This is a genomic window from Streptomyces sp. NPDC030995, assembly GCF_055571215.1.
This window is the reverse complement of the sequence record NZ_JBVIFS010000022.1, coordinates 104,424-128,575: the sequence shown is the minus strand read 5'-3', so window position 1 is coordinate 128,575 and position 24,152 is coordinate 104,424. Positions and strand designations below refer to the sequence as shown.

The window sequence follows — 24,152 nt, the reverse complement described above, 5'->3', positions numbered from 1 at the left end:
GGCGGAGAGCCTGGCGGCTCTTGAGTTGGGCCTGACGGCCCAACTCCCGCCTGACGGCGGGAGGATGGTGCAGCGTCATGCCTGGCGGCATGACGGGGGTGTTGGCGAGGGCTGGCGCCCTGACGGGTGCCCTGGGGCGAAAAGGGTTGGGCCTGACGGCCCCAACATTGCTGTCTTTCAACTCCGGCTTAGTGGCTGGAGGGTGGTGATGTGTCATGCCTGGTGGCATGACCGCGTGTTGACGCTGCGCTCCGTCCCTGACGGGACGGGTTGTTTGTGTGGGCCTGCCGGCGCCTTGATGTCATGTGGGTTTATTGGGCAGTGATTTGATTGGGTGTCCTACCCTCGCGGGGAGGTTGAGGGGCCGCTGGCGCAGCGGTGGGTGGTGTTCGGCCGTTCAGGCCCATGGCGGTGATCTGGCCGGGCGCAGGATGTCGTCTTCGCTGTGCCGGCCCCAGAGGTAGTGGTTGAGGCAGAGGTAGACCAAGGCGCGGGCGCGGTGAGGGCCTTCGCGGCGGGTGCCGGAGTAGCGGTCGGCGGCCTGGGCGAGCCAGCGGCACTGGTCGGGGGTGAGGAGCTCACGGCCTGGCAGGCCCACGGCGAAGTTGCCGCTGCCTGCGATGCAGGTCAGCCGCCTTCTAGCGCTACCTGTATCGGTACTCAGCCAACGGATCGATCACTGTGGCGATGGAACGCTGCCACCAGTCCGTGCCGTCGGAGCTACGGCAGCCCAGCTGCACGAGGATCTTGGTAGGGGCAGATCTGCGCTCAATTTCGAAACCTACAAGCGCGGTGGCGCCGACTGCTAAGGGACCGATCTCAATGCTTTCCGGTTGTTCCGTTTGCAGTTCTCCGTCCTGGAACCAGATGACAGTTGGCAGCCCCTGCACCCCATCACCAGACACCGTGGCTGTGACGGAGCTCAGCGCAGATCCGTGCACTTGTCGCAACGTGATGCCACCCGCGTCCCTTCTGTCGTTGACCCGCACGTCCTCCACGGCGAACTGCGGACCGCGGGCTTCCCTGCGTTCCTCTTCCTCACCTTCGATCTGCCGTCGCATCAACGCAGCCTGCTCCTCGGCTGACCGAGCTGCGGCCTTGGCCGTGCGAGCCTCTCCGTACGCGACTGCAGCGGCCCCGACACTCACGACAGCGGTGGCGATCGCGGCAATCAGTTCGCCGTCCATAGCGCCCTTCCGAAGCCAAACCCGCATGGCAGACGCCTCATATTGCAGCGCTTCCGACGGGGGCTGATATCAGTGCACAATCTGTTTCTGCACGGTACGCCTGTTCGTCTAAGCGGAGAGGAGGGCGCCAGCGATCGCTGCCGCCGCTGCGATGCTGGCGACGGCGACGGTTGCCCAGACGGAATCCATGAACGAACCTCCTCGTGCAGGTCGTATGAGGACAGCCTGGTTCCCTGCCCGTCCTACCTCACTCGGACTCCCGCCGAACGAGGCGGCTACGCCGCACGGCACTTCGCTGACCACGCTGCGGGTTGGCAGGGGCACCGACCACGGAGGGCGACGTGGGCAAGCGCTACACGACACTGGCCGTAGCCATACGACGACAGGGCCAAGGGATATCGCAAGGGGTCATGAGTGGATCTTGAGCGCGCGAATGCGCCGGTCAGCACCGCGTCGGAATGCGTAGTTCCCGACCACTCCAAGTGAGGAACGGCGTTCACGCTGCTCATCAGCCGTATGAGATTCCTTCGGTAGCGGGCTTCGGGCGGCCCGCTTGCACCAGGTGGCGGAGCTGTGCGGAGGCCCCGGATGCGCACGGGCGCGCTCTCTGATCACCTGGGTTACGTACGCATGCGGGCCAGCAGAGGCACCAACCGTGCTGACCCCCGACCGTCCGGGTGCCCGGGATGACGGGGGCACCCCAGTGCCGAGCACAATCAGCGCGGGCGATCACGAACGACTCCCCCGGAAGGGATGCCATGGCCGAGGCCGAACCTTTTAGACGTCTGATCGTCTGCTGTGACGGCACATGGAACATCGCCGACCAGCCCAACGCTACGAACGTCACCAAGGTCGCCATGTCCATCCCCAAGAACGCCGCCGGGGTAGAGCAGCGCGTGTACTACCGCCAAGGTGTCGGCGCAAGCCGAGGAACGCGCCTGCGGGGCGGCGCGGTCGGCAGGGGACTGTCCGCCAATGTCCTGCACGCCTACGACTGGCTCGTCCGCACCTACAAGCCCGGCGACAAGCTGTACCTGTTCGGCTTCAGCAGGGGAGCGTTCACTGTACGCAGCCTGGCCGGCCTGGTGCGCAACTGCGGCATCCTGCCCCAAGAGCACACCAGCAGGATCGAGGAAGCGTGGGACCTGTACCGCAGCGGGAGGAAGAAAAAGAAGCCGACCGGCGCGGCCTCCATCTTGTTCCGCCAGACATACGGCGCACAGGAGACGGGGATTCATTTCATCGGGGTGTGGGACACGGTCGGTGCCCTTGGGATCCCGGGTCCCCGGTGGCTGCCGCGCCGGCACGCCTTCCATGACACCAAGCTGAGCAGCACGGTGAAGGGAGCCTTCCACGCGCTGGCCATCGATGAGCAGCGGCGACGGTTCCGTCCTACGCTGTGGCATCAGCAGCCCGGTGCCGCCGAGAAGGGCCAGGAACTCAAGCAGGTGTGGTTCGCTGGAGTGCACACAGACGTCGGCGGCGGCTACCCGGAGAAGGGACTGTCCGATATCACACTGCTGTGGATGATCCACCAGGCCCACAGATACGGGCTGCGGTTCGGCCCCAGGGAGGGCGAGCTGCGCGAGATGCCCCCGGAAAGCAGCACCTTCCAGGTGCCGCCCGAGCCCGACAGCAGGGGCGAGATCCACAAGTCACGCAAGGGCTTCTACCGACTGGCCCCGCGGTTGCACCGGCCCATCGGAAAGGCCGCGAACAAACAACGTCTTCTCGACGGATGCGAATACCTCTCACAAACCGCCAACGACCGTTACGACGAAGATGCGTCCTACCAACCGCGCAAAGGCCCGCGCAGGCTTCACGACTATCTCACTCAGGACAACGTAAACCTCGAACCTGTGCCCCTGACCGTCGACGACGCACGCCCGCCGCCCCCCAACCGCTGGGCCGTCGAGCAGACTCGGGCCGGCGGGCCGGGCAATCCGGCAACCGGGGCCGTCGTCCACGAAGAGGGGTGCAAGGCTGCCCCCGCCGGCGGCCCGGAACTCGACCTCGACGAGGCCCTCGCCGCCCTCACCCGCCCCGGCGCCCGCGCCTGCCAGGAGTGCGCCGCCGCCGAGGTCCTCACCCGCCTGTAGGCAGTACCGCCACGGGGCCGCGCCCATCCACGGCTGAGGGCACGCAGCAGGCAGGGCCCGGACGGTGGGATCCGTCCGCGGCCTGCCGAGGCGTCCTGCTAGGCCCGGTTCTTCACGTCTCGTACTTCAGGCGGGCACGCTATCGGGGGCAGAGCCCACCACGGGATACCCCAGGGCATCACTCTCAGGTACAGACACCTGGCCGTAGCTATACGAGAACCGGGCCGGAACCACCAGGCCGAGCGGATGCCATTCCCTCGGCCTGGCCCCTGCCTAGATCTAGGTTACTTGTAACAGACCAGCCCCCCCTCCCCTGCCCGCGGTATACCAAGGTCCGGTGCCCAGGGGTACGGCGCGGGGCGGGGCCGGGGCCGCCGGGATGAGTGGGTGGTAGGGCTGTCTGTTACAGATAACTTAATGGTGAGAGGGTGCGGGATAGGGTTCGGGGGGCGCGGCGCGCAGGGCACCGGTCCACGGTTCCAGGGGGGACCCGTTGCGTTTCGAGGTGCTGTCCCAGTCCGACTGGCACATCCCGACCGGGGATGGCCCGCCCGGCTACATCCTCGTCCCCGACAACTGGAACGACTACGGCTACCGCACCAGCTACGACCTCTGGTACCGCGACCACGAAGGCGCCCGACTCCTCGGCCGGGTCAAGATCGCACACGCCGACCAGGAATCCGGCCCCAGCCCCTTGCCTTCCGGGACCTTCGATTCCCTCCTCTATGTGGGCGACGGACGATGGTTCTCGCTCGGCCAGGACGACGTGTACTACGACAACGTCAGGAAGTTCAGCCCTTACGCCGCCAGCATCCACGGCCTACTGAACGACCTCGCCTTCTCTTGCGACCCCGAGGCCACCCCCGGCTGGGTCGGAGAAACACTCGACACCGCCCTCCGCTACGAGGTGACGACCGTCTCCCTGCTCCGTACCGTCGAGGAACAGAGCGTCCGGGGTCAGTTCCATCGCATTGCCATGGGCGGCCCCCGACTGACGGCCTACCAGTTCGACTACACCCCCGGCCCCGAGGCAGATCCGCTGGAGTTCAGAGTCCGCCCCGGCTCCAACCCGCCCAGCAACATCCACGTGCTCATCGGGCGCAACGGAGTCGGCAAAACCACGTTGCTACGCAACCTGGCACAGGCTGTGGTCGACCCAGATCACCCGGGCACCGTCGGGTCAATCCTCCTCGTCCCCGCAGACAACCCCGCGGACGAGAAAGGCTTCGTCAACGTCGCGTCCGTCACCTTCAGCGCATTCGACCGGTTCGTCGGCACAACAGGCGACGTCACACAGGGAGCCGCCAGCCACGTCTACATCGGCCTCAACAACGCCGGAAGCACCCCCAGCCCCAAGTCCGACCGGCGCCTGGCAGAAGAGTTCAAGGACTCGCTCCGGGAAGTGCTGGCGTCCCAGCAGGCAGTTCTCTGGTTTCGCTGCCTTACTCTGCTGAGCCGCGATCCGCACATCGCCAACCTCCCCATCCGCGAACTCGCCGGGCACCTGATGAGCGCGCCCACCGAAGAAAAGGAGCAGGAGCTCCTCAGAGTCTTTGACGAGCTCAGCTCGGGCCACGCGATCGTCCTCCTGACCATCACCAAGCTCGTCCAGCACGTCGCGGAGCAGTCTCTCGTCCTCATCGACGAGCCCGAATCCCACCTACACCCGCCCCTGCTCGCCTCGTTCATCCAGACGCTGTCGTTCCTCCTCACCAGCCGCAACGGCGTCGCCTTGATCGCCACCCACTCCCCTGTCGTGCTCCAGGAAGTCCCCCGCGCCTGCGTGCTGAAGCTCAGCAGGTGGGGCCGCCTGCAGGCTGAACGGCCCAGCATCGAGACCTACGGGGAGAACGTCGGCGTCCTCACCCACGAGATCTTCGGCCTGGAAGTACGAGAGTCCAGCTTCCACGCCGCCATCCAGCAGGCGGTCTCCGGACTAGACACCTACCAGGAAGTCCTGGAGCACTTCGACCAACAGCTCGGCAGCGAGGCCAAAGCCCTCGTCCGCATCCTGCTGGCCAACAAGGCTGCGGACGAGGAGGAGAGCGACTGATGTGGCCCCTGCCCCGGCCCGGCCACGGCGCCCGCGCCAGCTACGAGACCTGCATCTCCCTGACAAGGGAAATGGGCGCTGAGAAGCGGCGTACCCGCCTGACCGAAGCCACTGACGGCATCGAAGAAGCCGGAAGGCAGTTCCGGCAAGCCGCCGACGCCAAGACCCTGCACACCCTGAAGTCCGAGAACTTCCAGGTGCCCGGCATCGCAAAGGGCGAGAAGGTCGTCACCTGGCTCTACGACTACGGCATGCTCGGCCCCGGCCGCGACATCTACAACGCACTGATGAGAGCCCCCGACAACGAACGCTGCCCCCTGTGCGGGGCCGGCAGAGTCAAACAGCTCGACCACTTCATGCCCAAGGCCCACTTCCCCGCCCTGTGCGTGGACCCGCTCAACCTCGTCCCAGCCTGCTCGGACTGCAACAAAACGAAGGGCGACACGCAGGCCGTCACCGCGGAACAGACCCCCCTGCACCCTTACCTCGACAACATAGACGGGGAAGCGTGGCTCGCCGCGAAAGTGATCCACGAGGAGGGCTCCGTACGATTGAACTTCTACGTCTCCCCTCCCCCCAGCTGGGACCGCCTACTCACCGCCCGCGCCCGCCACCACTTCAAGCTGTACGACCTCCGAACGACCTACGCCCTCCAGGCAAGCTGGTTCATCGGCGAGATCCGCGGCCAGCTCCCACCCCTCCTGGCCTCCGCCGACGGAGCGAACGTCGTCCGCGCACACCTCCGCGCCGGCGCGGAAGGCGCTCTGAAGAACCGCCCCAACAGCTGGATCGGCGTCACCTACCGCAGCCTGGCCGACGACTCCACCTTCTGCGAGGGCTCGTTCGGCAGCTGAGCGCAGTCTTACGGAACAGAGAAGGGGCCTTCCGTGGATGCCTGGGTGAGCCGGGGTCCGGAGGAGAAGTGCGGAGCACGGCGCGGGGCCCCGCGACCTGCGGCCGGTGGGGGCTGAGGACGGCCTGTCTGTTCCGTAAAGTACGAGGCGGGCGCCGACCCCGCAGGTCGTGGGTACGGCGCGGGCCGTACCCGCACCCTGGGAGCGGGGGTGTAGGGACCTGTGCCCATCGGGCCGACGGTGAACGCCGCCGACACCCAACGGTCCCCGGCCTCGCCCTCATCCACGTACTGGGGCATAGCCGGAGAAAGGCACCAAAGGGGCAATGAGATGATCTTGAAGCCCTGAACATGCTCAAGCCGGTGGGCCCGTAGGCCCGCAGGTTCTACTCTCAGCGGAGCCGTCCTGGCGGCTTCCCCCCGTGCCGCTGGGACCCACCTCAACACCGATGTCGCTGGCCCGCTCCCGGCACGCCTCCGTACGGTCCTTCGAACGGTATGCCCGCCCCGGCGTCGACGCGGTCGCGCAGCATGCCACCGAACGCGGCCCCGCCGCCCACCGGAAACACCACCAACCCCAAGATCAACTCTTGGCGGCTTTTGGCCTCACCTTGGCGACATCCCAAGGACGGCCAAGATGTCTCCGTACTCGGCTTCGTACGCAGCCCAGGGCGGAGCTGGGTGAATCGCCAGGCGTCCAAAGAGGCTGGCCTCTCGTAGCCCCCCCCAGGCGCCACCCTCATTGCCGGCCCTGTTCTCGTATAGCTACGGCGACCTGGCATGTAGTGCCGTGTGACCTCAAGATCCGGATGCTGGGAGGGTCCGATCGGCGGCCTCATGTGGTGGGCCGCCTGGTCTATCGAACGAGCTCAGCGGGGACGGGTCGTGACGGTCATGGAAGGCGACCCCGGTCCCCGGGAACGCTCGTACGGCCGGGTGGCCCTCCGCTCCTACGCAAAGGCGCGGTTCCACTGGCGTCGGCGGTGCGCCTGCGTGCGATGGGGTTGGTCGCCGGGCTTGATTGTCACTTATGTGGAGACGTCTCGTCCGAGCCCTCGCCCTCGTGCTATTCCTCCTGGCCGCCACTCTCGCGGCGGTGCCCGCCGACACAGTCGCGCAGCAGACGTGCAAGGCGGCCGACGGCCACCTACGGGCGGGCTCTCTGGACCGGGCGAAAAACTTGTACGAGTCGGTGAAGGCGAGCGACGGCGACCAGCAGTGTGCAGTGAACGGCCTCCAGCTGCTGGCCAAGGCCCGCCAGGACGCGGTGAAGCTCGTCACGGCCGGTCAGCTCCTGATCCGCTCCGGAGACCTCACGGGGGCCGCGGGCAAGTTCAACGCCGCCCTTCGTCTTGATGCTGCGAACGTCGCCGCGGGCGCCGGAATCGCGCGCGTCTCGGACCTTATGAGCCGCCCTCTGCCTACGGCGGTTTCGAACGGCGATCGTTTCTACAGGGACTGGGCGCTCCCCCTTGGACGCCTTGTCGTGCTCGCTGTGATCGGGTTGTTGGTCTTCTACGCCCTAGCCGGCCTGTCCTCACGATGGTTGGTGAAGGTGGAAGCGGTCGCCTGGCCGGTGTGGATCCGGCGCACCACCGGCAGCCTCGGCGCATTTCTGTTGTTCGCGGCAGCGGTCATGGCGCCGCTGTTCGCCATGTTCAGCCCTTTCAAACCGACCTGGACGCAGTGCTGGATCGGAGTGGTGGTGCTCGCGGTGGTCGGCTTGGGGGCAGCAGGTCTCGTGTTCCTGGGCGCACGCAGGGATGCGTGGGAGCGGTGGCGCGCGCTTCTCCTCGCCCTGGGCATCGTCACGGTGGCCGGGCTCCTCTCGGTCCTGCTGGCCTCCGCGCTCAGTTACGACGTACGGCTCATGTTCGTGCACATCGCCCTCACAGCGATCGGTGTGCTCCTGACGGCGGCGGCGTTCGGCCAAAACCTGCGCCTCCAAGTCGAGGTCCAACAGTCCGACGGAAGCGTGAACGCCTCGTCCTCCGACTACCTGCTGGCCAGGATGAAGGGCCTCGGCACCGAGACCCCGCAGTCCCTGCACAAGACCACGTCCACACCAGGGAACACACCGCTCAGTCAAATCCCCGTCGAAGAGCTCAGCGTCCTACCAGCGGGAAAGGTCGTAGGAACCCTGACCCGCTTGTTCTTCGCACTCAGACCCGATCTCACCTGGCGTGCCAGGGCCACACTCGTGGATGAAAACCGCCTCGCCATCACCCTCTCCCGCAACGGACAGCATGCTGCCAGTCAGGTATTCAGCCGACCGGACCTGAGGCTCCCCGAGGATGACGACGACAAGGACCGAGTCAAGGCACAGATGCTCACCGGCGCCGCCGCCTTCATCCTGGTGCAGCTGAGCGCGGTTCACGAAGAGCTCCGGGACGGCCTCTACGGCGCCCGCCAGTGGCGAAGCGTCGCCCTGCAGGTGATCGCGAGCAGCAAGTCGCTGCTCGCCGATGACGAAAAGCGAATGGCCACGCAGGTGCGTCTCCTTGCCAGAGCCGTCAATGAGGACCCCGACAACGAACTGGCGCGGTTCGAGTACCTGTGGGCTGCCTACGGGCACAAGCCCTACGAGAACACGGATTTTGGCGCGTTCGCCCGCACCCTCGATGACCAGTACGACCGTTTCCAGATCTCGAAGGTCTCCGACGACCAAGAGGCATGGATGCCGCTGAAGATTCGGATCCTCTACAGCAGCGCCACGCAGTGGCTCAACGCCTACGTGCACGGCGGCGCCAATGACGCAGAGCGCGCCGCAATGATGAAGAGTGCCCGGAAGTCCACGATTGAACTCGACCGTCTGTGCGATGCAGAAGTAGTCTCCTGGAAGGGGAAGGAGCTACAGCGCCAGCAAGCAGCGATGCACCCCCACGCCCGTAATCTCCTGGCATGCCTTGACACACTGCAGGAGAGCACCGAGTCCGGGGAGACCACGGCACAGCACTCCCACGAGGGTTCGCCTGCTACACCACGCTTGGCCTACGACCACGCCTGCCTGCACATGTTCACCGCGCGGCGTGGGAATCTAGGGGAAGAAGCCCGCCGGCAGCAGCACGAGTACGCAATCGAGGACCTTCGGTGCGCCCTCGTCACCGAAGACGACAAAGCGGACGCTCAAGGCGACCCATGCTTCGCGGAGCTCCAGTCGAACACACACTTTCGGGAACTGGTCGGTATGCAGCCGACTGCGGCCGCCGCGACACCGACAGGCGGGACCGCATAGCGTGCCAGCGCGCACCGCAGGCGACCCGGGAGGCATTCGGCGCTGTCCGCACCTCCATCCCGCGACGATCGAAGGCTCCCGGCATTGGCACCGGTTAGCCCGCATCGTCGCTCCGTAGTAGATCCGGCATTTACTGCGGCCCATCCTGATGGTGACGGGCTGCCAGGCGTCAGGAGTGCCCGATAAGCCGACCTCGAAGCGGAACCATTGCTACCGATAACCGCTATACCGCTGGCTCTTGCTACTACCACGGCCCAAGCGTCACGCAGCGCTACATGTCCGTTGGGCGTAGCTATACGAGAACAGGGCCGTGATCCCCGCGAGTTCGCGGAAACTGAAGGGTTCCCGGCGGGAACCCGAGGCTCACTGCCACCGTTCTCCGCGATCGACCCGTGGGTTCGCTGTGAACCGGCTGAGCTGGCGAAACCTCGGAGGCGTTGCAGTGCCGGTGCTGGCCAGGGCCATCCGCCTGTGAAAATCTTGTCGCCGCAGTGTGCCGAGACCCGGCAGGGTGGCTCCATGGACGTGGAACTCATAGCTGTCACCGTCGATCACAAGCACGTGCTGACGAACCTGCTGCAGCTGCACTTGCACGACTTCTCCGAGATTCGACCGGCGGAGCTGTCCTCGGACGGCACATTCGACTACCCCTGGCTGAACAGCTACTTCAACGCTCCGGAACGCGAGGCTTACCTGATCACCTCCGCGGGCCAGCTCGCGGGCTTCGCCATGATCCGTTCTGACGTCGAGAACGATGAGGGGGTTTGGAACGTCAGCGAGTTCTTCGTCGTGCGCGGTCATCGCCGCCGCGGAGTGGCGAGAGAAGCAGCAAGGCAGTTGTTCAGGCAGCATCCGGGGGTGTGGACGCTCGCCTATCTGCACCACAATGCCCCCGCCGCCCGGTTGTGGCCAGCAGTGACTGAAGGCGTCGCCGACCGCCCTGTGATCCGAGTCGATCAGTATCCGCCTGCGGTACCGGCTGCGACGGCCAACCTGTCCTTCCACGTTTCGGGGAATTCGGGGAAGGCGGGGCGGCGAGGTGTCGACTCAGCGCACTGCCCGGCAGGCTCATGAGGGACACGCGTCGGCCTCAAGAAGTTGCCGTGCTGAGTCCGCGTAGCGGATGGCGGTCTTCTCGTCCATGCCGAAGACGAGGGCGAGGTGGAGCAGGTCGGCACCGTGGGTGAGGGCCTCTTCGAGCTGGCGGTCGACACGGAGCCGTTCGAGCGTGGCTGTGAGGTTGCGGGTGGCCCTAGTGGTCCAGAGCTTGCCGGCCGGGCCGAGTTCGACGGCGGTCTTCTGGGTGATCAGCAGGTGGGGGTTGGCTGTGTTCGGCCAGCGGTTGCGGCGGTGGTCGAGCCAGTCCAGGACGGCACGGTGGGTGAGGTCATCGAGCGGGCGGACGTGGCCGCCGACGGTGATGCGCCTGTTGCCCAGGTCGACGTCCTCCAACTGCATGGTGCGGATCGTCTTCGGCCGTGCCGCGTGGACGGCGGCCAAGGCGACGATGAGCCGGATATCCGGGGTGGTGGCCGTGGCGATGGCCTCGTCGATGTCCGCCTGGGCGAGGGCTTGGAGGACGCCACCGGTCTGTCGGGGGACACGGATGCGGATCGTGGGGTTGCGGAAGATCTGGCCGTTCTTCTTCGCGTGCCGGAACAGTGACCGCAGCGCGACGATCCGGCTCTCGCGCTGTTTGCCGGTGACAGCGTCCCGGGCCGCGATGATGTCCTCCCGGGTGACCTCTCGCAGGTGGTCGTAGCGGCTGGACCACTCCAGCAGCACGGGCTGGATCTCACCCAGGTAGGCCCATGCCGTGTGCCGGGAGCGAGGCTCGGACCGCGGGCCACCGTCGAGGAGAGTGCGAACCCAGGCTTCGACGGCGCGATGGATGCCCGGAGGCGTCCCGCCGAGTTTTCGCTCCAACCATCGCTCGACTGCGGGGGCCCTGTCGTCGGCGAACAGGCCGAGACGGTCGAGAACTTCGGCGGTCCGCACGACGGGAAGCCCACGGACGCGCAGGGCCGGGAAAAGCTCGGAGTACCGGATCGACTCACCTTCGCGGAAGCCGGACAGCACGATGACCAGGGCTCGGTTCACGTCACTGGTGATCCAGCGGCTCCAGCCGCGGGCCTCTCCCAGCGCCCGGGCAGCCTGCCGGGCCCGGACCAGCCACGGATTGGCCAGGTCGGCATGGAGTTCCCGGTCGAACCGGCGGAAGTCCCGAGTGACGGTGAACAACGTCAGCTGCGTCGATGCCGTGGTCACGCGATGCGGTTCGGGAAGCCGCGGCATCTTCAGCACGCGTCGCCCGGCCTTGCCGACCCGCGGCCCGCCGCTTTTGGGCCGCTGGAGGTTCGCAAAGAAGAGTTGCTGGCAGGTCACCTGCCGCAGGTACGGCTCGATCACCGAAGCTTTGCCGCTGGCTTTGATCGCCCAGGTCGCCTGAGCCCGGCAGAGACGGCAGTAGCCGTATTTGCCATCGGCCGGGACCTGCCGTCGGCAGCCGACGCATTCGCCGACGGCGTGTTGCTGGCCGTATGTGTAGCAGCCGCGGCAGAACCGGCCGGGCAGCTGCCCCCAGGCGAAGCAGCCTGAGCAGGAGGCTGCCGGCTTGCTGTCGCTGATCTTCCCCATGGTGGTGGTGACCAGGTCACATCGGAGGCAGCGAACGGCCGTCGCGGCGCTTGGGCACGACGGCCGGGACCACCACCGAGCCAGTCGTGGCCTCCTGGACGCCAGCCTGCTGACCTGGGAGCCGGACCTTCCCGGGCTCGGGAATCAGCAGATCGCCGACCTCACAGCCGAGCACGACGCAGATCACGTCCAGGTCCTCCAGCTTGAGGGAGATCGGCTGGCCGGACCACAGGCCGGACATCTTCCCGGCCGAGATCACCAAGCCGTGTTCGGCCAGGCTCCGCTGGAGTTCGGACGCCTTCCAGATGCCTTTGTTCGCGGCAGTCAGCCGCAGGTTCCACTTCATCCCATCAGTCCTTCCAGCCGCTTCGCGGCCCGCTGCTGCCCGGACACCCAGGCGTCCTCGACCCGGGTCTGCTGGACGTGGATGTACCGCATCGTGGTGGCGATCCAGGAGTGTCTGAGGACCTCCTGGATACCGAGCAGATCAAGACCCCCGAGGTAGAGCTCGGACGCGCAGAAGTGCCGCAGGACGTGCGGCGTGAGCGTGTCGGCCCAGCCGGGCAGATGGGCTTTCGCTGCGGCCGCCAGGCCGTTGCGCAAGGCGTCGTCGCCGACGCGGCGCGAGGAGCCGTCGGTGTTCTTGCGCTCGGACGGGAACAGTGGGGCGCCGGGTCGGGTGTGGTCGTCGTCGAACTGGCCCCAGACGTCCTCAATGAACCAGCGCAGCGTGCGGTCGGCGCCGTTGATCAGCGGCACCATCCGTTCGCGTGGGCCCGAGCCGCGGGTGCCCTTGCCGTGGCGCACGTGGAGCTTGCCGAAGCGGCCCAGCTCCCACTTGATGTCGGTCAGGTCGAGCTTGCATGCCTCGCTCACCCTGAGTCCGACCTGGGACATCAGTTTCGATGCGGTGTAGTTCCGCGCGGTCGGGGCGAACTTGCGGCAGGTCGCCAGCCCGCCGCCCCAGCCGGTGAACAGTATCTTGATTTCCGGCTCGGTCGGCGGGATCCGCAAAGCCGCGTCCTTGGATCCCCGCGGCCGGTTCATCTCGTCGATCGGCCACTCGACGACACGCCCGGTCATCCGATGGATCTCGACCTTGTGCCGCAGCTCCAGGAACAGGAAGTACGTGGTCAGCGCCTGCGCGCGGGCCAGCCGGGTGCCGCTCGGCGAGCCCCGCAGTACCTTCCCGAAGTACCCGTCGGCGTCGGCCGGTTCCATGTCCCACAGCGGCCGGCCCAACCAGGCCCGTATCTGGTCCAGGTGCCCGACGTCCCCACGGATGGTGCCGTCCGCAAGCCCCGCCGAAGCCCGCGCGAGGACGAACCCGGCGAGCACGTCGGTCTCGAACTGCTCCAGTTCCTCCGCCGAGACCGGATCGCGGAACTCGCGCAGGTCGCGTACTGCCGCCAGCGCCAACCCGAGCCTCCTCGCCTTCACCCCGATCACGGATCGATCGGACGAAGTGAGAACGCTTCAAGAATCCTGAAGTTACGTCACCGGCTTGAAAAGCACCCCAAGGAGACAGAACGCCCTGGCCACGGGGACAAGGAATCAGCAGGGCTCAGGGGAACTCGCGGAATGTCGCACAATCCGGCGGCCGTTGTACGCCGATGACGTACGACGGCGAGAACCAGGAGCACGTGATCGAGCGGCCTGCCGCGCGCCTCCCGGCGGCGGTACGGTAGCCCCCGGCCGCCGCGTCGGCCTGACTCCAAGCCGCGCCCCGCCCATGCCGGGGACGGCGACTGAGGACAAGGGGCACCGCCTCGCGCGCAGCAGCACCCTTCCATCCGTGGCCTGTTGCCCGTGGCGGGGAGGCATGGGGGACACCCCGCCGGTCGGGAGACCACGATGACCGCCGACAAGCTCGCGAAGCGCGCCGCCCGCGACCTCGCCGCCCGAGAGGGCATCTCGTACACCGCTGCGCGCCGGCGCCTCGGCGAGGCCGAGGACCGCCAGGAGCCGGAGCCGCCGCGCGTCGTCAGGATCACCAGCCACCCATGCCCGGCGGGCTGCGACGGGTCGGGCCACCCGGGGACCGTGTGCTGGTCCTGGCGGCCGGAGGACTCCCGGAACATGGCGCGGTAGGCGGTGCTGCGCTCCGCCGACCTCCCGGACGGCCGCGCGAAGCAGGTGGCACAGCGGGCCAAGGACCCCGAGGTCCGGACGTCGAACTCGGCGCGGTGGGGTCACTTCCACGGGTGGGAGGCGCGGTGGCTGCTGGCCCTGGTGTACGCGATGTTGACCGCCCAGCGGCCGGAGCTGCGCCCCGACCCGGCGCGGCTGCGGGCCGCGGTCGAGGCGGACGACCTGGAGGCGGTCGACGCAGCCATGGAGCCGTTGAACCGGGCTGCGGCCCGGCTGCTCACGAAGGACTCCGAGCGGTGGTGGCGGGAGGTCAAGCCCCAGTTGGACGCGTACGCGGCCGCCGTGGTCGCTGACGACACTACCCGTCCGCCTGGCATGAGGTCGAGGCCAGCGCCGTGGTGTGGCGCCTGGTGGAGCGGTGGAGGAAGGCGTGGGAGACGACGGAGCACAACATGCACGGCTCCTGGAGGCGCCGGGCGTGATGTGGCCGGCGCCCAAGGGCAGCTTGGACGCGCTCCTGGTTGCCCGGCACGGCGGGCACGCCCCGCACTCCCGGGCGGGCGGCTGACCTACGGGCGCCCGGCCCTGGTCTCCGCGGCCGAGTGGGCGGAGGCTGGGCCGCCCGTCGCCTAGCTCGTGCAGGAGCTGGTGCCGGGCAACCACGCCAACACTGAACGCCGCCGGAACCCCGGAACAAACGCTGTCGGTTGAAGTGAACGAAGCCAGAAACCCCTTCGTCGTATCGGGATGGGGCGCGATGGGGGTCTCACTTGAGCGGCATCGTTTGCCGACGTGCCGTGGCTATTCGCGGCCGACTGCTCGGGGTGGCCGGGGCGGTTGAATCCCCATGGCTGTCAACGTGTGCTGGCGTTCAGGGGTAAGACGGCTCCACCGGCGTCGGATGTTGCTGAGCCATTGTCCGAGGCGTACCGCTTCGGTCGGGAGGTCCTCGATGTGGCGCTGGGGAACGTTGAGGTGGCCTTCTCGCGCCAGGAAGGATTTCGCTGCATCAAGTCCGTGTTGGAAGCCCTGTTCTCGGGCGGAGAGCGGAGACTCTTGCGCTGGCGGAGCTGGCGCGCCAGCGGTGTGTAGGCCCAGGCCGGCCAGCAGTCGGAGCTGGTCGGGGTGGGCGGGCGGCCTGTTCTTCTGGGTTGTAAGCCACTCCCCCAGGCGGATCCCGTCGTCGGTCACATAGGCGCGCGGGATATGGGCGAGGGTGTGGCCGGCCTCGTGATGGCGGCGGGCAGCGTCGTAGGTGCGTTGCCAGGTAAGGGGCCAGGACGGGTTCCAGTGGGGATCGAGGTCCTCGAGGGCTTTGGTGCGGGCGGGCGTGAGCTGGTCGGCTCGTTTGCGCTGGGTGGCGAGCCAGCGGCCGAGGGCGAAGCCGGAGTCATGGTGGTCGACGGGGACGGCGAGGTGGCCGTGAAGTGCCGCGTAGGCGGCGGCGTGGGCGTAGCCGCGGTCCCAGGTCTGTTGGCGGGGGTTCCAGATGATGTCGAGGCGGTCTAGGGCGGCGGTGCGGGCGATGTCGAGGGCGCCGGTGGTGTGGAGGTGGCGTTGCCAGGTGAGCCAGCGGCCCAGCGGGTAGCCGGTGTCGTCTTCGTGGGTCTGGGGGATGTCGAGGTGGTGGTGGGTGCGGTGGTAGCGGCGGGCTGCGGTGAGGCCGCGGCGCCATTCGGCGCTCTTTGGGTTGAGGACGCGCAGGGTGAGGGCGAGAGCGACTTCTTCTTCGCGGTTGGGGCGGTCGAAGCGGAGCCAGGCGCCGGGGTCGTCGTTGCCGAGGGTGGGGCGGTGGGTGCGGGGGTCGGCGAGGCGGGCGGTGAGGCGGGCGTCGTGGGCGCGCAAGGCTTGGATGGTGCGCCACAGGGGTGTGTAGGCGTCGGCGCCCAGGAGGTCGTCGGGGTCTTCGTCTGGGGTGAGGTAGACGGGGACGATCAGGGTGGCTTTCTTGCCTGCTCCGGGGGGTTGGCGCAGGGCGCGGCCGACGGCTTGGACGGTATCGATGGGGCTGTTCTTGGGGTCGGCGAAGACGACGGCGTCGATGGTGGGGACGTCGATGCCTTCTCCCAGGACGCGGGCGTTGGCGAGGACGGCGGGCTGGTCGGGATGGGTGTGGGCGGCGAAGTCGAGGAGGATGCGGCGGCGGATGCGGGGCGGGTGTGTGCCGCTGATCCACTGGGACCACAGGCCTGGGGGCTGGAGGTGGGTGGGGAGGGCTGTGGCGGTGTCGGGGAGGGTAGCGGCGAAGGCGCGGGCGTCGGCGACGCGGTGGTGGAAGGTCAGGACGCGGCGGAGCTGGTGGTCGTGGATGGCTCTGAGGACGGCGACCTGGCGGCCTGCCAGGCGCAGGCCGTCGACGCCGGCGCCGGGGCCGGTGGCGAGCCAGTTGCGCAGGTCGGTGTCGTCGACGACGGGGACGAGGATCTGGTAGTCGGCGAGGAGGCCGAGGTCGATAGCGTCGGAGAGGGTGAGCCGGTAGGCGACGGGGCCGAAGAGGTTCTCGTCGTCCATGGAGGCGACGGGGTCCTCGGCACGGTCGTTGTCGGGGTCCCAGACGCGGGGGGTTGCGGTGAGGTAGAGGCGGCGGGCGGCGGGGATCTGGTCGTTGTGGTGGATCGCGGCCCAGGCTTTGCCGAGGCGGCCGGCGGTGCGGTGGGCCTCGTCGACCACGATCAGGTCCCAGCCGGGCAGGTGGTGGCTGTGGTGGGCTGCCAGGAGGGTGGGCAGGGAGGCGTAGGTGGCGTAGACGGTGACCGGTCCGTCCCCGGCGGGGGTGAGTGCGGTGAGTTCGGCCGGGGAGGTGGTCATGGGGAGGTCGCCGGCCGAGGCGTGATCGATGGCCTGGCGGGCGGAGCAGACTGCGACCGTACGGCCTGCGCGTCCCGCTGCATGCCAGGATCTGACGGTCTGGGAGAGCAGGTCCAGCGTCGGGACGAGCACGAGGACGCGGCCGCGGGCGGCGAGGCGGCTGGCGGTCCGGGCGGCGATCAGGGTTTTGCCCGTGCCGCAAGCCGCCACCACGCTGGCGCGCGCGTGGGTGCGCAGCGTTCGGACGGCCGCGGTGACCGCTTCCCTTTGATGCGGGCGCAGTTCGATGTCAGCAGTGGCCATGAGAGTGCGCTCTCAGCAGGGCGGGTGGGGCGGTGTCATTCTCGCACCGGGCGGAGGGTGTCATTGTGCTGCTTCGGTCAACTGGACGAGGGTTGAGCCGGTGGTGGTTTTGCGGACGTGGAGGCGGTGGGTGATGCGTCGGCGTAGTTCGGGGACGTGGCTGATGACGCCGACTGTGCGGTCGTGGGCGCGCAGGGAGTCCAGGACGTCGAGGACCTTGTGGAGGGTGTCCTCGTCGAGGGTGCCGAACCCTTCGTCGATGAAGAGGGTGTCGAGGGCTTGGCTGCCTGATTCTGCGGTGACGACGTCGGCCAGGCCGAGGGCGAGGGAGAGGGAGGCGAAGAAGGATTCGCCGCCGGAGAGGGTATCGGTGTCGCGGTCCTTCCCTGTCCAGGCGTCGGTGATCTTCAGGCCGAGGCCGGAGCGGGCGCCGTGCGAGGCCCGGTCGTCGGAGTGGACGAGGGTGTAGCGGTGTTCTGACATGCGGGTGAGGCGGGTATTGGCCGCGGCGACGACTTCTTCGAGGCGGGCAGCCAGGACGTAGGCCTCGAGCTGCATGCGGAGCTGGTTGCTGGGCGAGGTGCCGTTGACCAGACCATGGAGGTGGTCGGCGGTGCGGTAGGCGTGTTCGAGGGGTTTGAGGGTCTTGATGTGGGTCGTGAGCTGGGCGAGGAGGCCCGCGAGGGCACGGGCGCGTTCGGCGGCGTGTGCGGCCTGGGCGGCGGCACGGGTGTGACGGGTGGTGGCAGCGTCGAGTTGCGCAATGGCTTCCTCGACGTTGGCGGGCGGCATAGCCGCGGCCGCGGCGAGGTCAGGTTCTTGCAGGCGTGCGGTGGCTACGGCGCGCTGTTCGCGCCACTGGTTGATCTCTTCTTCCAGGGTACGGATCTCGTCGTCGGTGCGCCGTGCTTGTGTGGCGGTGTCGAGGGAGTCGAAGCCGGCCGAACGGGCGGCGTGCTCTGCCTGCTGTGTCGCCTCTTCGTGTTCAGCGGCCGTGCGCACGGTGGCGCTGGAGTGTTCGGCTGCGGTGGTGAGGCGGTCGGCTGCCTGCGTGAGTTGGGCGATGCGAAGGGTGAGGGTGGGGGCTTCGGCTCGGGCGCTGGCGATCTTTTGGTCTAGGTCCTGGAGCTGGGTGGCGCGACCGTCGTAGGCGGCGTCGGCTGCGGCGAGCCTGGTGGCTGCGGCAGTTCGGGCGCTGTCGGTCTGGGTGTGCTGTCGTTCCAGGGCGTCGAGTTCCTCGGTTGCCGGGCCGCCGTCGGCTGCGGCGTCGAGGGCTGCTGCCAGGTGGGTTCGAAGCGTGGTGTGTTCGCTGGTGAGGTCAGCCAGGGCAGTGTCTCCGCCCGCCTCGCCGCGGGCTGCCGCCGCCTGCTCGAGGAGTTGTTGCAATGCGTCCTGGAGAGTCCGCTGAGTGTCTTGGGCTCGGGTGTGGCGGGTTTCGGCAGCTTTTTCGTCGGCGGCTGTGGGCTGGTCGGGGTGCGGGGCGGCTGGGTTCGGATGGATGGGTGAACCGCAGACTACGCAGGGTTCGCCGTCGGTGAGTCGGAGGGCGAGTTCGGCGGCCATGCCGTCCGTACGCCTGCGCCGGATGTCGAGGTGTTCCCGCGCAGCCTCACTCGTCGCGGTCTCTGCCGCGACGAGGGTCTGCTCGGCCTTGCCGATCTGTTCGACGTGGGCGTCACGGCGTTTCGCCGCGTCGATGCGGGCGGCTAGCAGGGTCAGTGCGGCGGCATGTTCGCGGCCGGTTTCCTCTGCGGCGCGTGCGGCTTCGAGGCGTGCGCGCAGCTCCGTACGGCGCTGGGGTGCGTCGTTGAGCCAGGTTTCGGCATCGCTCAGGTCCTGGGCGAGTTGCTGGCGTTCGTCATCCAGTTTCTGCAGGTCCGTCTTGTGCTGCTGAAGGGCGGCCTCGTCGGGCAAGAGGGCGCGCAGTGCGCCGATGTCGGCGCGCAGGCGCTGTCCGGCGCGGGTGAGCTCGGCGGCGTCGAGTGTCGCGTGCTCGGAGTTCAGGAGGGTACGGGCGTGGCGCTCGCCTTCCTGCGCACGGACGTGCTGAGTGGCGGCGGCGGTCGCGGCTTTCAGGAGGGGGGCGACCTTCTGCTCTTGCAGGGCCTCTTGTCGTTGCCGGCTGAAGTCGGCCTGCCGATCCGTCTGTTCGTCTAGCGTCTCGAGCCGGTGGCGCGCCTGACGGTGTGCTTCCTGGTTGGAGGCGAGGTCGCGTACGGCGCGTTCGCTGACCCGGAAGGTGGTCAGTTCCTCCTCTGCGAGGCCGGCGGCGGTGGCTGCGGCGTTCTCGTGAGCGGCGGCCTTGGTGTGCAGGGTGTTTGCCCAGGCCAGGGCGGGGCCCGTGAGGGTGGCGGGGTTGGAGAGGAGAGGGGCGCCCGGTTCGGGTTCGAGGTCGTCGCCGGCTTCCTGCTGGATGCGTTCGGTCAGGTGCACGACGGACGTGCGGGCTTCGTCGCGCTGTTTGGCGAGGGCGTTCTTCCGCCCTGCCAGCCAGTTCTCGATGGATCCGAATCGGTGGGTTTGGAAGAGCTTGCCGAGCAGGTCCTTGCGGTCGGAGGCGCTTGCGCGCAGGAACTTAGTGAACTCGTTCTGCGGCAGGAGGACGACCTGGCAGAACTGCTGTCGGCTCATGCCCAGTAGTTCCTTGATCTCGTCCGCGGCTTCCCTGTGGGACCTGCTCAGCGCTTCCCAGTGGCCTTGCCCGAAGGGGCCGGGGGACCATTGGCTGAGGTAGGTCTCGGCTGGCTGCTGGGTGGTTCCCTCCCCTCGGACCTTCGGCTTCAGCTGGGCGGGAACCCGTCGGATCCGCAGGCGCTTTCCGGCGAGGGTGACTTCGAGTGTCACCTCGGTCAGCAGGCCGGCTGGCGCGTGGTCGCTGCGCAGCTGCAGCTTGCGGTCGGTGGGGGGCTCTCCGTAGAGGGCGACGCAGATCGCCGCGAAGAGGGTGCTCTTCCCCGCTCCGGTGTCGCCGTGGAGGAGGAACAGTCCGTCACGGGTCAGGGCGTCGAAATCGACGGTGTGGGTGCCGGCGAAGGGGCCGAATGCCTGCAGGTGCAGGGTGTGCAGGCGCATGTCAGACGGATTCCTTCTCCTGGGCGCTGATGCGGGAGTTGTCGATCGCTTCCTGCAGGAGGGCGCGTTCTTCGTCGGTGGGTTCGGTGCCGCGCACGGTGGTGATGAAGTCGTGGGTGATGTCGAGGTCGCCTCGGCCGCGCAGTCGTGCGCCGTAGGAGGTGGTGGCCTGGGCGGGGATGACGGCGGGGGTGTGCTCGATGTGCAGGGTGTGGGGGAAGCGCTGTTTGAGGCGGGCCATCGGTTCGTAGGGGTGGGCGATGTCGGTGAGCGTGACGTGCAGCCAGGACTCGGTCAGGGTCTCGTGGGCCGGGTCGGTCAGCAGGTCTTGCAATCGGCCCGTCAGGCGTGCCAGGGGAAGCTGCAGGCCTGGGGGCAGTGCCGTACGGGTGACGGTGGGCGCGGCGCCTGCGGGCAGGTCGATCAGTGTCAGTGACTTGCTGTGCCCGGTTTCGGAGAAGGAGTAGGCCAGCGGGGAGCCGCTGTAGTGGGCTGTGTCGGTGACCCGTTGGGGGCGGTGGAGGTGCCCGAGGGCGGTGTAGTCGATGCCGGCGAAGACGGAGGCTCCGGCGTGGGCGACGCCGCCGACGCTGATGTTTCGTTCGCTGTCGGTTTCACTGGCGGGGGTGTCGGCGGCGGTGATGAAGGCGTGGGCGAGAACGACGGAGCGGGTGCCTTCGGGGCGGGTGGCGAGGTCGGCGCGGATGCGGTCCAGGGCGGAGGTGAGTACGGCCTGGTGGGATGCTGTCTCGGCGTCCAGGTGGGTGTGTACGAGGGTGGGCTCGAGGTAGGGCACTGCGTAGACGGCGACAGGGCCGTCGGCGTCCTTGAGCAGGATGGGGGTGGCGAGGTCGGCTGGGTCGGTCCTCAGGTGGACCCTGGCCCGGGCCAGCAGGCCGGCGCCGACGCCTAGGCGGTGGGCGGAGTCGTGGTTCCCGCTGATCATGATGGTTGGTATGTCCAGGTCCGCCAGCTGGTGCAGGGCGTGGCTGAACAGGCGCACCGCGTCCAGGCTGGGGATGGCCCGGTCGTAGACGTCACCCGCGACTAGCAGAGCGTCCGCCTGCTCGGTCCGGACGGTTTCGCAGATGTGGTCGAGGACTTTGCGCTGGGCGTCGATCAGGTCTTCTCCATGGAACCGGCGGCCCAGGTGCCAGTCCGAAGTGTGCAGGAACCTCATGGGCACAGACCGTAACCGTGCCGATAGGCATCACGGACGGTTTTCCGATAGACAGAACTGCGTACGCGGGTATGGCAGCGATTGAGGGAAGGTTTCTCCCCTGGGCCTGCGGCTCCATGCAGGCGGAAGCGACGTCGGGCGATTGTCAGTGGCAGGAGGGAAGATGAGCAGTGGGGGAAGGGAGAAGGACATGTCCTCACCGCATTCTGCTCAACCCGTATGTGTGCCAGCGCCTGGCGGCTGCCGGTGGTGTGGCATCGAGGCTCGCGGACATGCCAGGCAGTGGGTTCGGGAGACAGGCTGGCATGTCTGGACCGAACCCACGGCCGAGCAGCGCAAAGAACGCATGCGGGAGCGCCGAAAGGCTCGGCGGGCAGATCAGTGAGCCAGTTGCTGCAGCTGCGCGAAGGCATCCCGTAGCTGCTGCGGTACGTCTTGTGCATGCCGGAGTGTGGTGGTGAGGTTGTAGACCATGTCGGGTTTGCCGCTGGGGCTCCGGTGCTCCGCCTGTTCCTTGAGCATGGTGAGGACTTTGCCGCTGAATTTCCCGCCGTTGCGGTGGGAGGCGAAGTCATCAGGACCCCAGGTCTGCGGAGCGGGGCGGGGCCAGTGCCGGTTCGCTGCCGCGGCCCACTGTTCGTCGGTGAAGAGTTCTTCCAGCTCGTTGTATCCCTGGGCTTCGCCAACGTACGAGACCTGCGTTTTGAGGTCTAGGCCGGCGCGGCGCAGCCGCTCGTCCTTGAGGAGTTTGTTGTCGCGACTGTCTGCGTCGATCATGAGCATGACGTTTCGCTGGTGCTTGACGAGGTAGCGGGCGAGGTGCAGGGCGCCTTCGTTGTTCTCGCAGGCCCACAAGGCGATGCCTGCTGCCTGGAGTGACAGTCCCTGGGAGAGGCGGAACAGCAGAGGGATGCTCTGCTGCTCGGTTTCTCCCTCCACGGCGAGGAAGCATCGTTCGTGGAGGAGCACGGAGTTGCGCAGCCCCAGCGCTGCGGCGATCTGGCCGAGGTGGAAGTCGATGCCGTCGTGGGAGTCGTCCACGAGGCGTTCCACGGTGGTGCGGCCGCTGCCGTTGAGCTTGAGGTGAACGACGTCGGCGATGTCTACGCCGTCGATGAGGTTCATGGAATGGGTGGCCACGATGACGCTGACGTGTGACAGGGCGCACTGCTTGCGGATGATGTCCATGACGGTGCGCTGGTGGCTGTAGTCGAGGTGGGTGTCTGGTTCGTCGTAGACGACGATGGTCTGGGTCGGCTCCTCGTCGTCGGGGGCGTCAGCGGCGGAGAGTTCGGCGTCTTCCAGCAGGCTGCTTGTCCACTCCCAGACGGCTAGCGCGATGCGGCGTTTGCTGCCCTGGCCCGATCGGGTGAGGTCGACGGGCTCCCCGTCGGCCCGGGACACTTCCAAAGGCGCTCTCTTGAAGCCGCCCTTGAAGGAGACTTCTGGCCTGACCTGGACGCCGACGAATTCTGTGCAGTGCTGGCGGATGTGCTGGCACAGGGAGTCGGCTTCCTTCTCCAGTCGCTGGGTGATCTCTGATTCGATCTGGCGCACCTGTCCTTGGAGGTTCTCGTCCTCGAGGTGGGTCTCGTAGCAGCTGTTCAGGGCGGTGCGCACGGCGTCGTCCGGGCTCTCGTCCTTGCCACCGAAGCGCAGCAGGCGGGGCAGGCGGACCTCGAGCTGCTTGGGCAGCGGCTGCCATTCCTCGACCTGGGGCGCCGTCCGGGCGTAGGCGGCGACGGCGGCGAGGAGGTCATCCTTGAGTGAACTGGCCGGAGAGAGCCGGAATTCCGTAACGAGCTCGGCGAGGGGTGCTTTCAGGAGGCGCTCCAGGCCGCGCAGCCGACTGTCTGCGGGGTGCTGGCCGAAGTATTCCCAGTACGCTGTCTCCGCAGCCCGGGCGATGCGGCGGATCCTGACCCGATCGGGGAGGTCTGCGGTGGCTTGTTCGGCTGCGTCGAGCGTGAAGACGCCTTCGACCCAGGTTTCCTCGCAGCGGCGGCCAGCGGCCCCTTCGCCCTGGACGTAGGTACGGTCCTCGTCTGTGAGGCGGTGAGCGCCGAGGAGGAAGGACAGTGCCGTAAGAACGGCGCTTTTCCCTCCGTCATTGCGTCCTGCGAGGATGGTCGGGCGGCTGACCGGGATGTCGGCGACCTGCGCCAGCGAGCGAAATCCGAACGTGGAGAAGCTGTCGAGACGCACCGTCGAACCGCTCCGTATCTCCCAGTGCCGTCACAGGGCACAGTTGTGGCACAGGAGTCCTGCGCTGCACGGGACGACTCATGCGCCAGCCCGCAGACCGTCATATTAGAGCCCGAGGATCAATTCCCCTTCCTCTTTCAGCCAGTTCACCCTCACCGGGCTGCAGTACCCCGGAATCTGACACCGCTATCACCCAGCTCATCCGGTCACTCGAAGCCGTGGGCCTCTGTACCGGGGTAGCGGCCGGCCTGGGCGGTGCCCCCGGATGCGGAGCTCAGCAACCGTAGTTGTGTAGCGAAACCGGACTGGGTTCGGCCTGGATCGGGAATCAGAAAGCCCGCCAGGGTCGGCTCGACAGGCGCAGCTCGCCGCACTCGCGGCATGGGGCATCCACTGGGCCACCTGATCAAAGCTCCTGGCCGCGTAAGT

General features: G+C 67.7%; 16 protein-coding genes. 6 read left to right on the top strand and 10 right to left on the bottom strand.

The features are described from left to right. Positions 1 to 397 precede the first annotated feature (397 nt). Positions 398 to 598, bottom strand: coding sequence for a hypothetical protein (locus ACZ45T_RS28015; RefSeq protein ID WP_468446001.1), 201 nt, complete (start codon positions 596 to 598; stop codon positions 398 to 400). Between the two features lie 46 nt (positions 599 to 644). Further along, the gene (locus tag ACZ45T_RS28010; RefSeq protein ID WP_468445999.1) at positions 645 to 1,187 is read right to left on the bottom strand and encodes a hypothetical protein; all 543 of its coding nucleotides are present in this window, start codon (positions 1,185 to 1,187) and stop codon (positions 645 to 647) included. A gap of 758 nt (positions 1,188 to 1,945) precedes the next feature. Here ACZ45T_RS28010 and ACZ45T_RS28005 point away from each other — a divergent pair. From ACZ45T_RS28005 to ACZ45T_RS27985, 5 genes are all read left to right on the top strand, one after another. Beyond that, on the top strand, positions 1,946 to 3,286 hold the full coding sequence (locus ACZ45T_RS28005; protein WP_468445997.1) for a phospholipase effector Tle1 domain-containing protein: 1,341 nt from the start codon (positions 1,946 to 1,948) through the stop codon (positions 3,284 to 3,286). Between the two features lie 493 nt (positions 3,287 to 3,779). Then, positions 3,780 to 5,339, top strand: a complete 1,560-nt coding sequence (locus ACZ45T_RS28000; RefSeq protein ID WP_468445995.1) for an AAA family ATPase — start codon at positions 3,780 to 3,782, stop codon at positions 5,337 to 5,339. Then, positions 5,339 to 6,193 carry an HNH endonuclease gene (locus ACZ45T_RS27995; RefSeq protein WP_468445993.1) on the top strand — a complete coding sequence of 285 codons (855 nt, stop codon included), beginning with the start codon at positions 5,339 to 5,341 and terminating at the stop codon, positions 6,191 to 6,193. The genes ACZ45T_RS28000 and ACZ45T_RS27995 overlap by 1 nt, the downstream gene beginning before the upstream one ends. A 1,095-nt stretch (positions 6,194 to 7,288) precedes the next feature. Continuing rightward, a complete protein-coding gene (locus ACZ45T_RS27990) occupies positions 7,289 to 9,427 on the top strand; it encodes a hypothetical protein (protein WP_468445991.1) in 2,139 nt (712 codons plus the stop codon). A 519-nt stretch (positions 9,428 to 9,946) separates the two neighbouring features. Further along, on the top strand, positions 9,947 to 10,501 hold the full coding sequence (locus ACZ45T_RS27985) for a GNAT family N-acetyltransferase (protein WP_468445989.1): 555 nt from the start codon (positions 9,947 to 9,949) through the stop codon (positions 10,499 to 10,501). Here ACZ45T_RS27985 and ACZ45T_RS27980 read toward each other — a convergent pair. The 3 genes from ACZ45T_RS27980 to ACZ45T_RS27970 all read right to left on the bottom strand — a co-directional run bounded on the left by ACZ45T_RS27980 (position 10,496) and on the right by ACZ45T_RS27970 (position 13,483). Continuing rightward, positions 10,496 to 11,695, bottom strand: coding sequence for a hypothetical protein (locus ACZ45T_RS27980; protein ID WP_468445987.1), 1,200 nt, complete (start codon positions 11,693 to 11,695; stop codon positions 10,496 to 10,498). The genes ACZ45T_RS27985 and ACZ45T_RS27980 overlap by 6 nt on opposite strands. Positions 11,696 to 12,080: 385 nt before the next feature. Beyond that, positions 12,081 to 12,410, bottom strand: coding sequence for a helix-turn-helix domain-containing protein (locus tag ACZ45T_RS27975; protein ID WP_468445985.1), 330 nt, complete (start codon positions 12,408 to 12,410; stop codon positions 12,081 to 12,083). Beyond that, a complete protein-coding gene (locus tag ACZ45T_RS27970) occupies positions 12,407 to 13,483 on the bottom strand; it encodes a tyrosine-type recombinase/integrase (RefSeq protein ID WP_468445983.1) in 1,077 nt (358 codons plus the stop codon). Before ACZ45T_RS27970 ends, ACZ45T_RS27975 begins: the two co-directional genes overlap by 4 nt. A gap of 435 nt (positions 13,484 to 13,918) precedes the next feature. Between ACZ45T_RS27970 and ACZ45T_RS27965 the strand changes: the two genes are divergently transcribed. Continuing rightward, positions 13,919 to 14,155 (top strand): hypothetical protein, encoded by a 237-nt coding sequence (locus ACZ45T_RS27965; RefSeq protein WP_468445981.1) that lies wholly within the window; start codon positions 13,919 to 13,921, stop codon positions 14,153 to 14,155. Between the two features lie 101 nt (positions 14,156 to 14,256). Here the strand turns inward: ACZ45T_RS27965 and ACZ45T_RS27960 are convergent, their stop codons facing one another. The 5 genes from ACZ45T_RS27960 to ACZ45T_RS27940 form a co-directional block, all read right to left on the bottom strand. Then, on the bottom strand, positions 14,257 to 14,514 hold the full coding sequence (locus tag ACZ45T_RS27960; RefSeq protein ID WP_468445979.1) for a hypothetical protein: 258 nt from the start codon (positions 14,512 to 14,514) through the stop codon (positions 14,257 to 14,259). A gap of 442 nt (positions 14,515 to 14,956) precedes the next feature. Continuing rightward, complete coding sequence (locus ACZ45T_RS27955; RefSeq protein ID WP_468445977.1) at positions 14,957 to 17,266, bottom strand: helicase associated domain-containing protein; 2,310 nt, start codon at positions 17,264 to 17,266, stop codon at positions 14,957 to 14,959. 60 nt (positions 17,267 to 17,326) lie between these two features. Further along, the gene (locus tag ACZ45T_RS27950; RefSeq protein WP_468445975.1) at positions 17,327 to 20,338 is read right to left on the bottom strand and encodes an AAA family ATPase; all 3,012 of its coding nucleotides are present in this window, start codon (positions 20,336 to 20,338) and stop codon (positions 17,327 to 17,329) included. A 1-nt stretch (position 20,339) separates the two neighbouring features. Next, positions 20,340 to 21,518, bottom strand: coding sequence for an exonuclease SbcCD subunit D (locus tag ACZ45T_RS27945; RefSeq protein ID WP_468445973.1), 1,179 nt, complete (start codon positions 21,516 to 21,518; stop codon positions 20,340 to 20,342). Positions 21,519 to 21,896: 378 nt separating this feature from the next. Continuing rightward, positions 21,897 to 23,723, bottom strand: a complete 1,827-nt coding sequence (locus tag ACZ45T_RS27940) for an ATP-dependent nuclease (protein WP_468445971.1) — start codon at positions 23,721 to 23,723, stop codon at positions 21,897 to 21,899. Between the last annotated feature and the right edge of the window lie 429 nt (positions 23,724 to 24,152).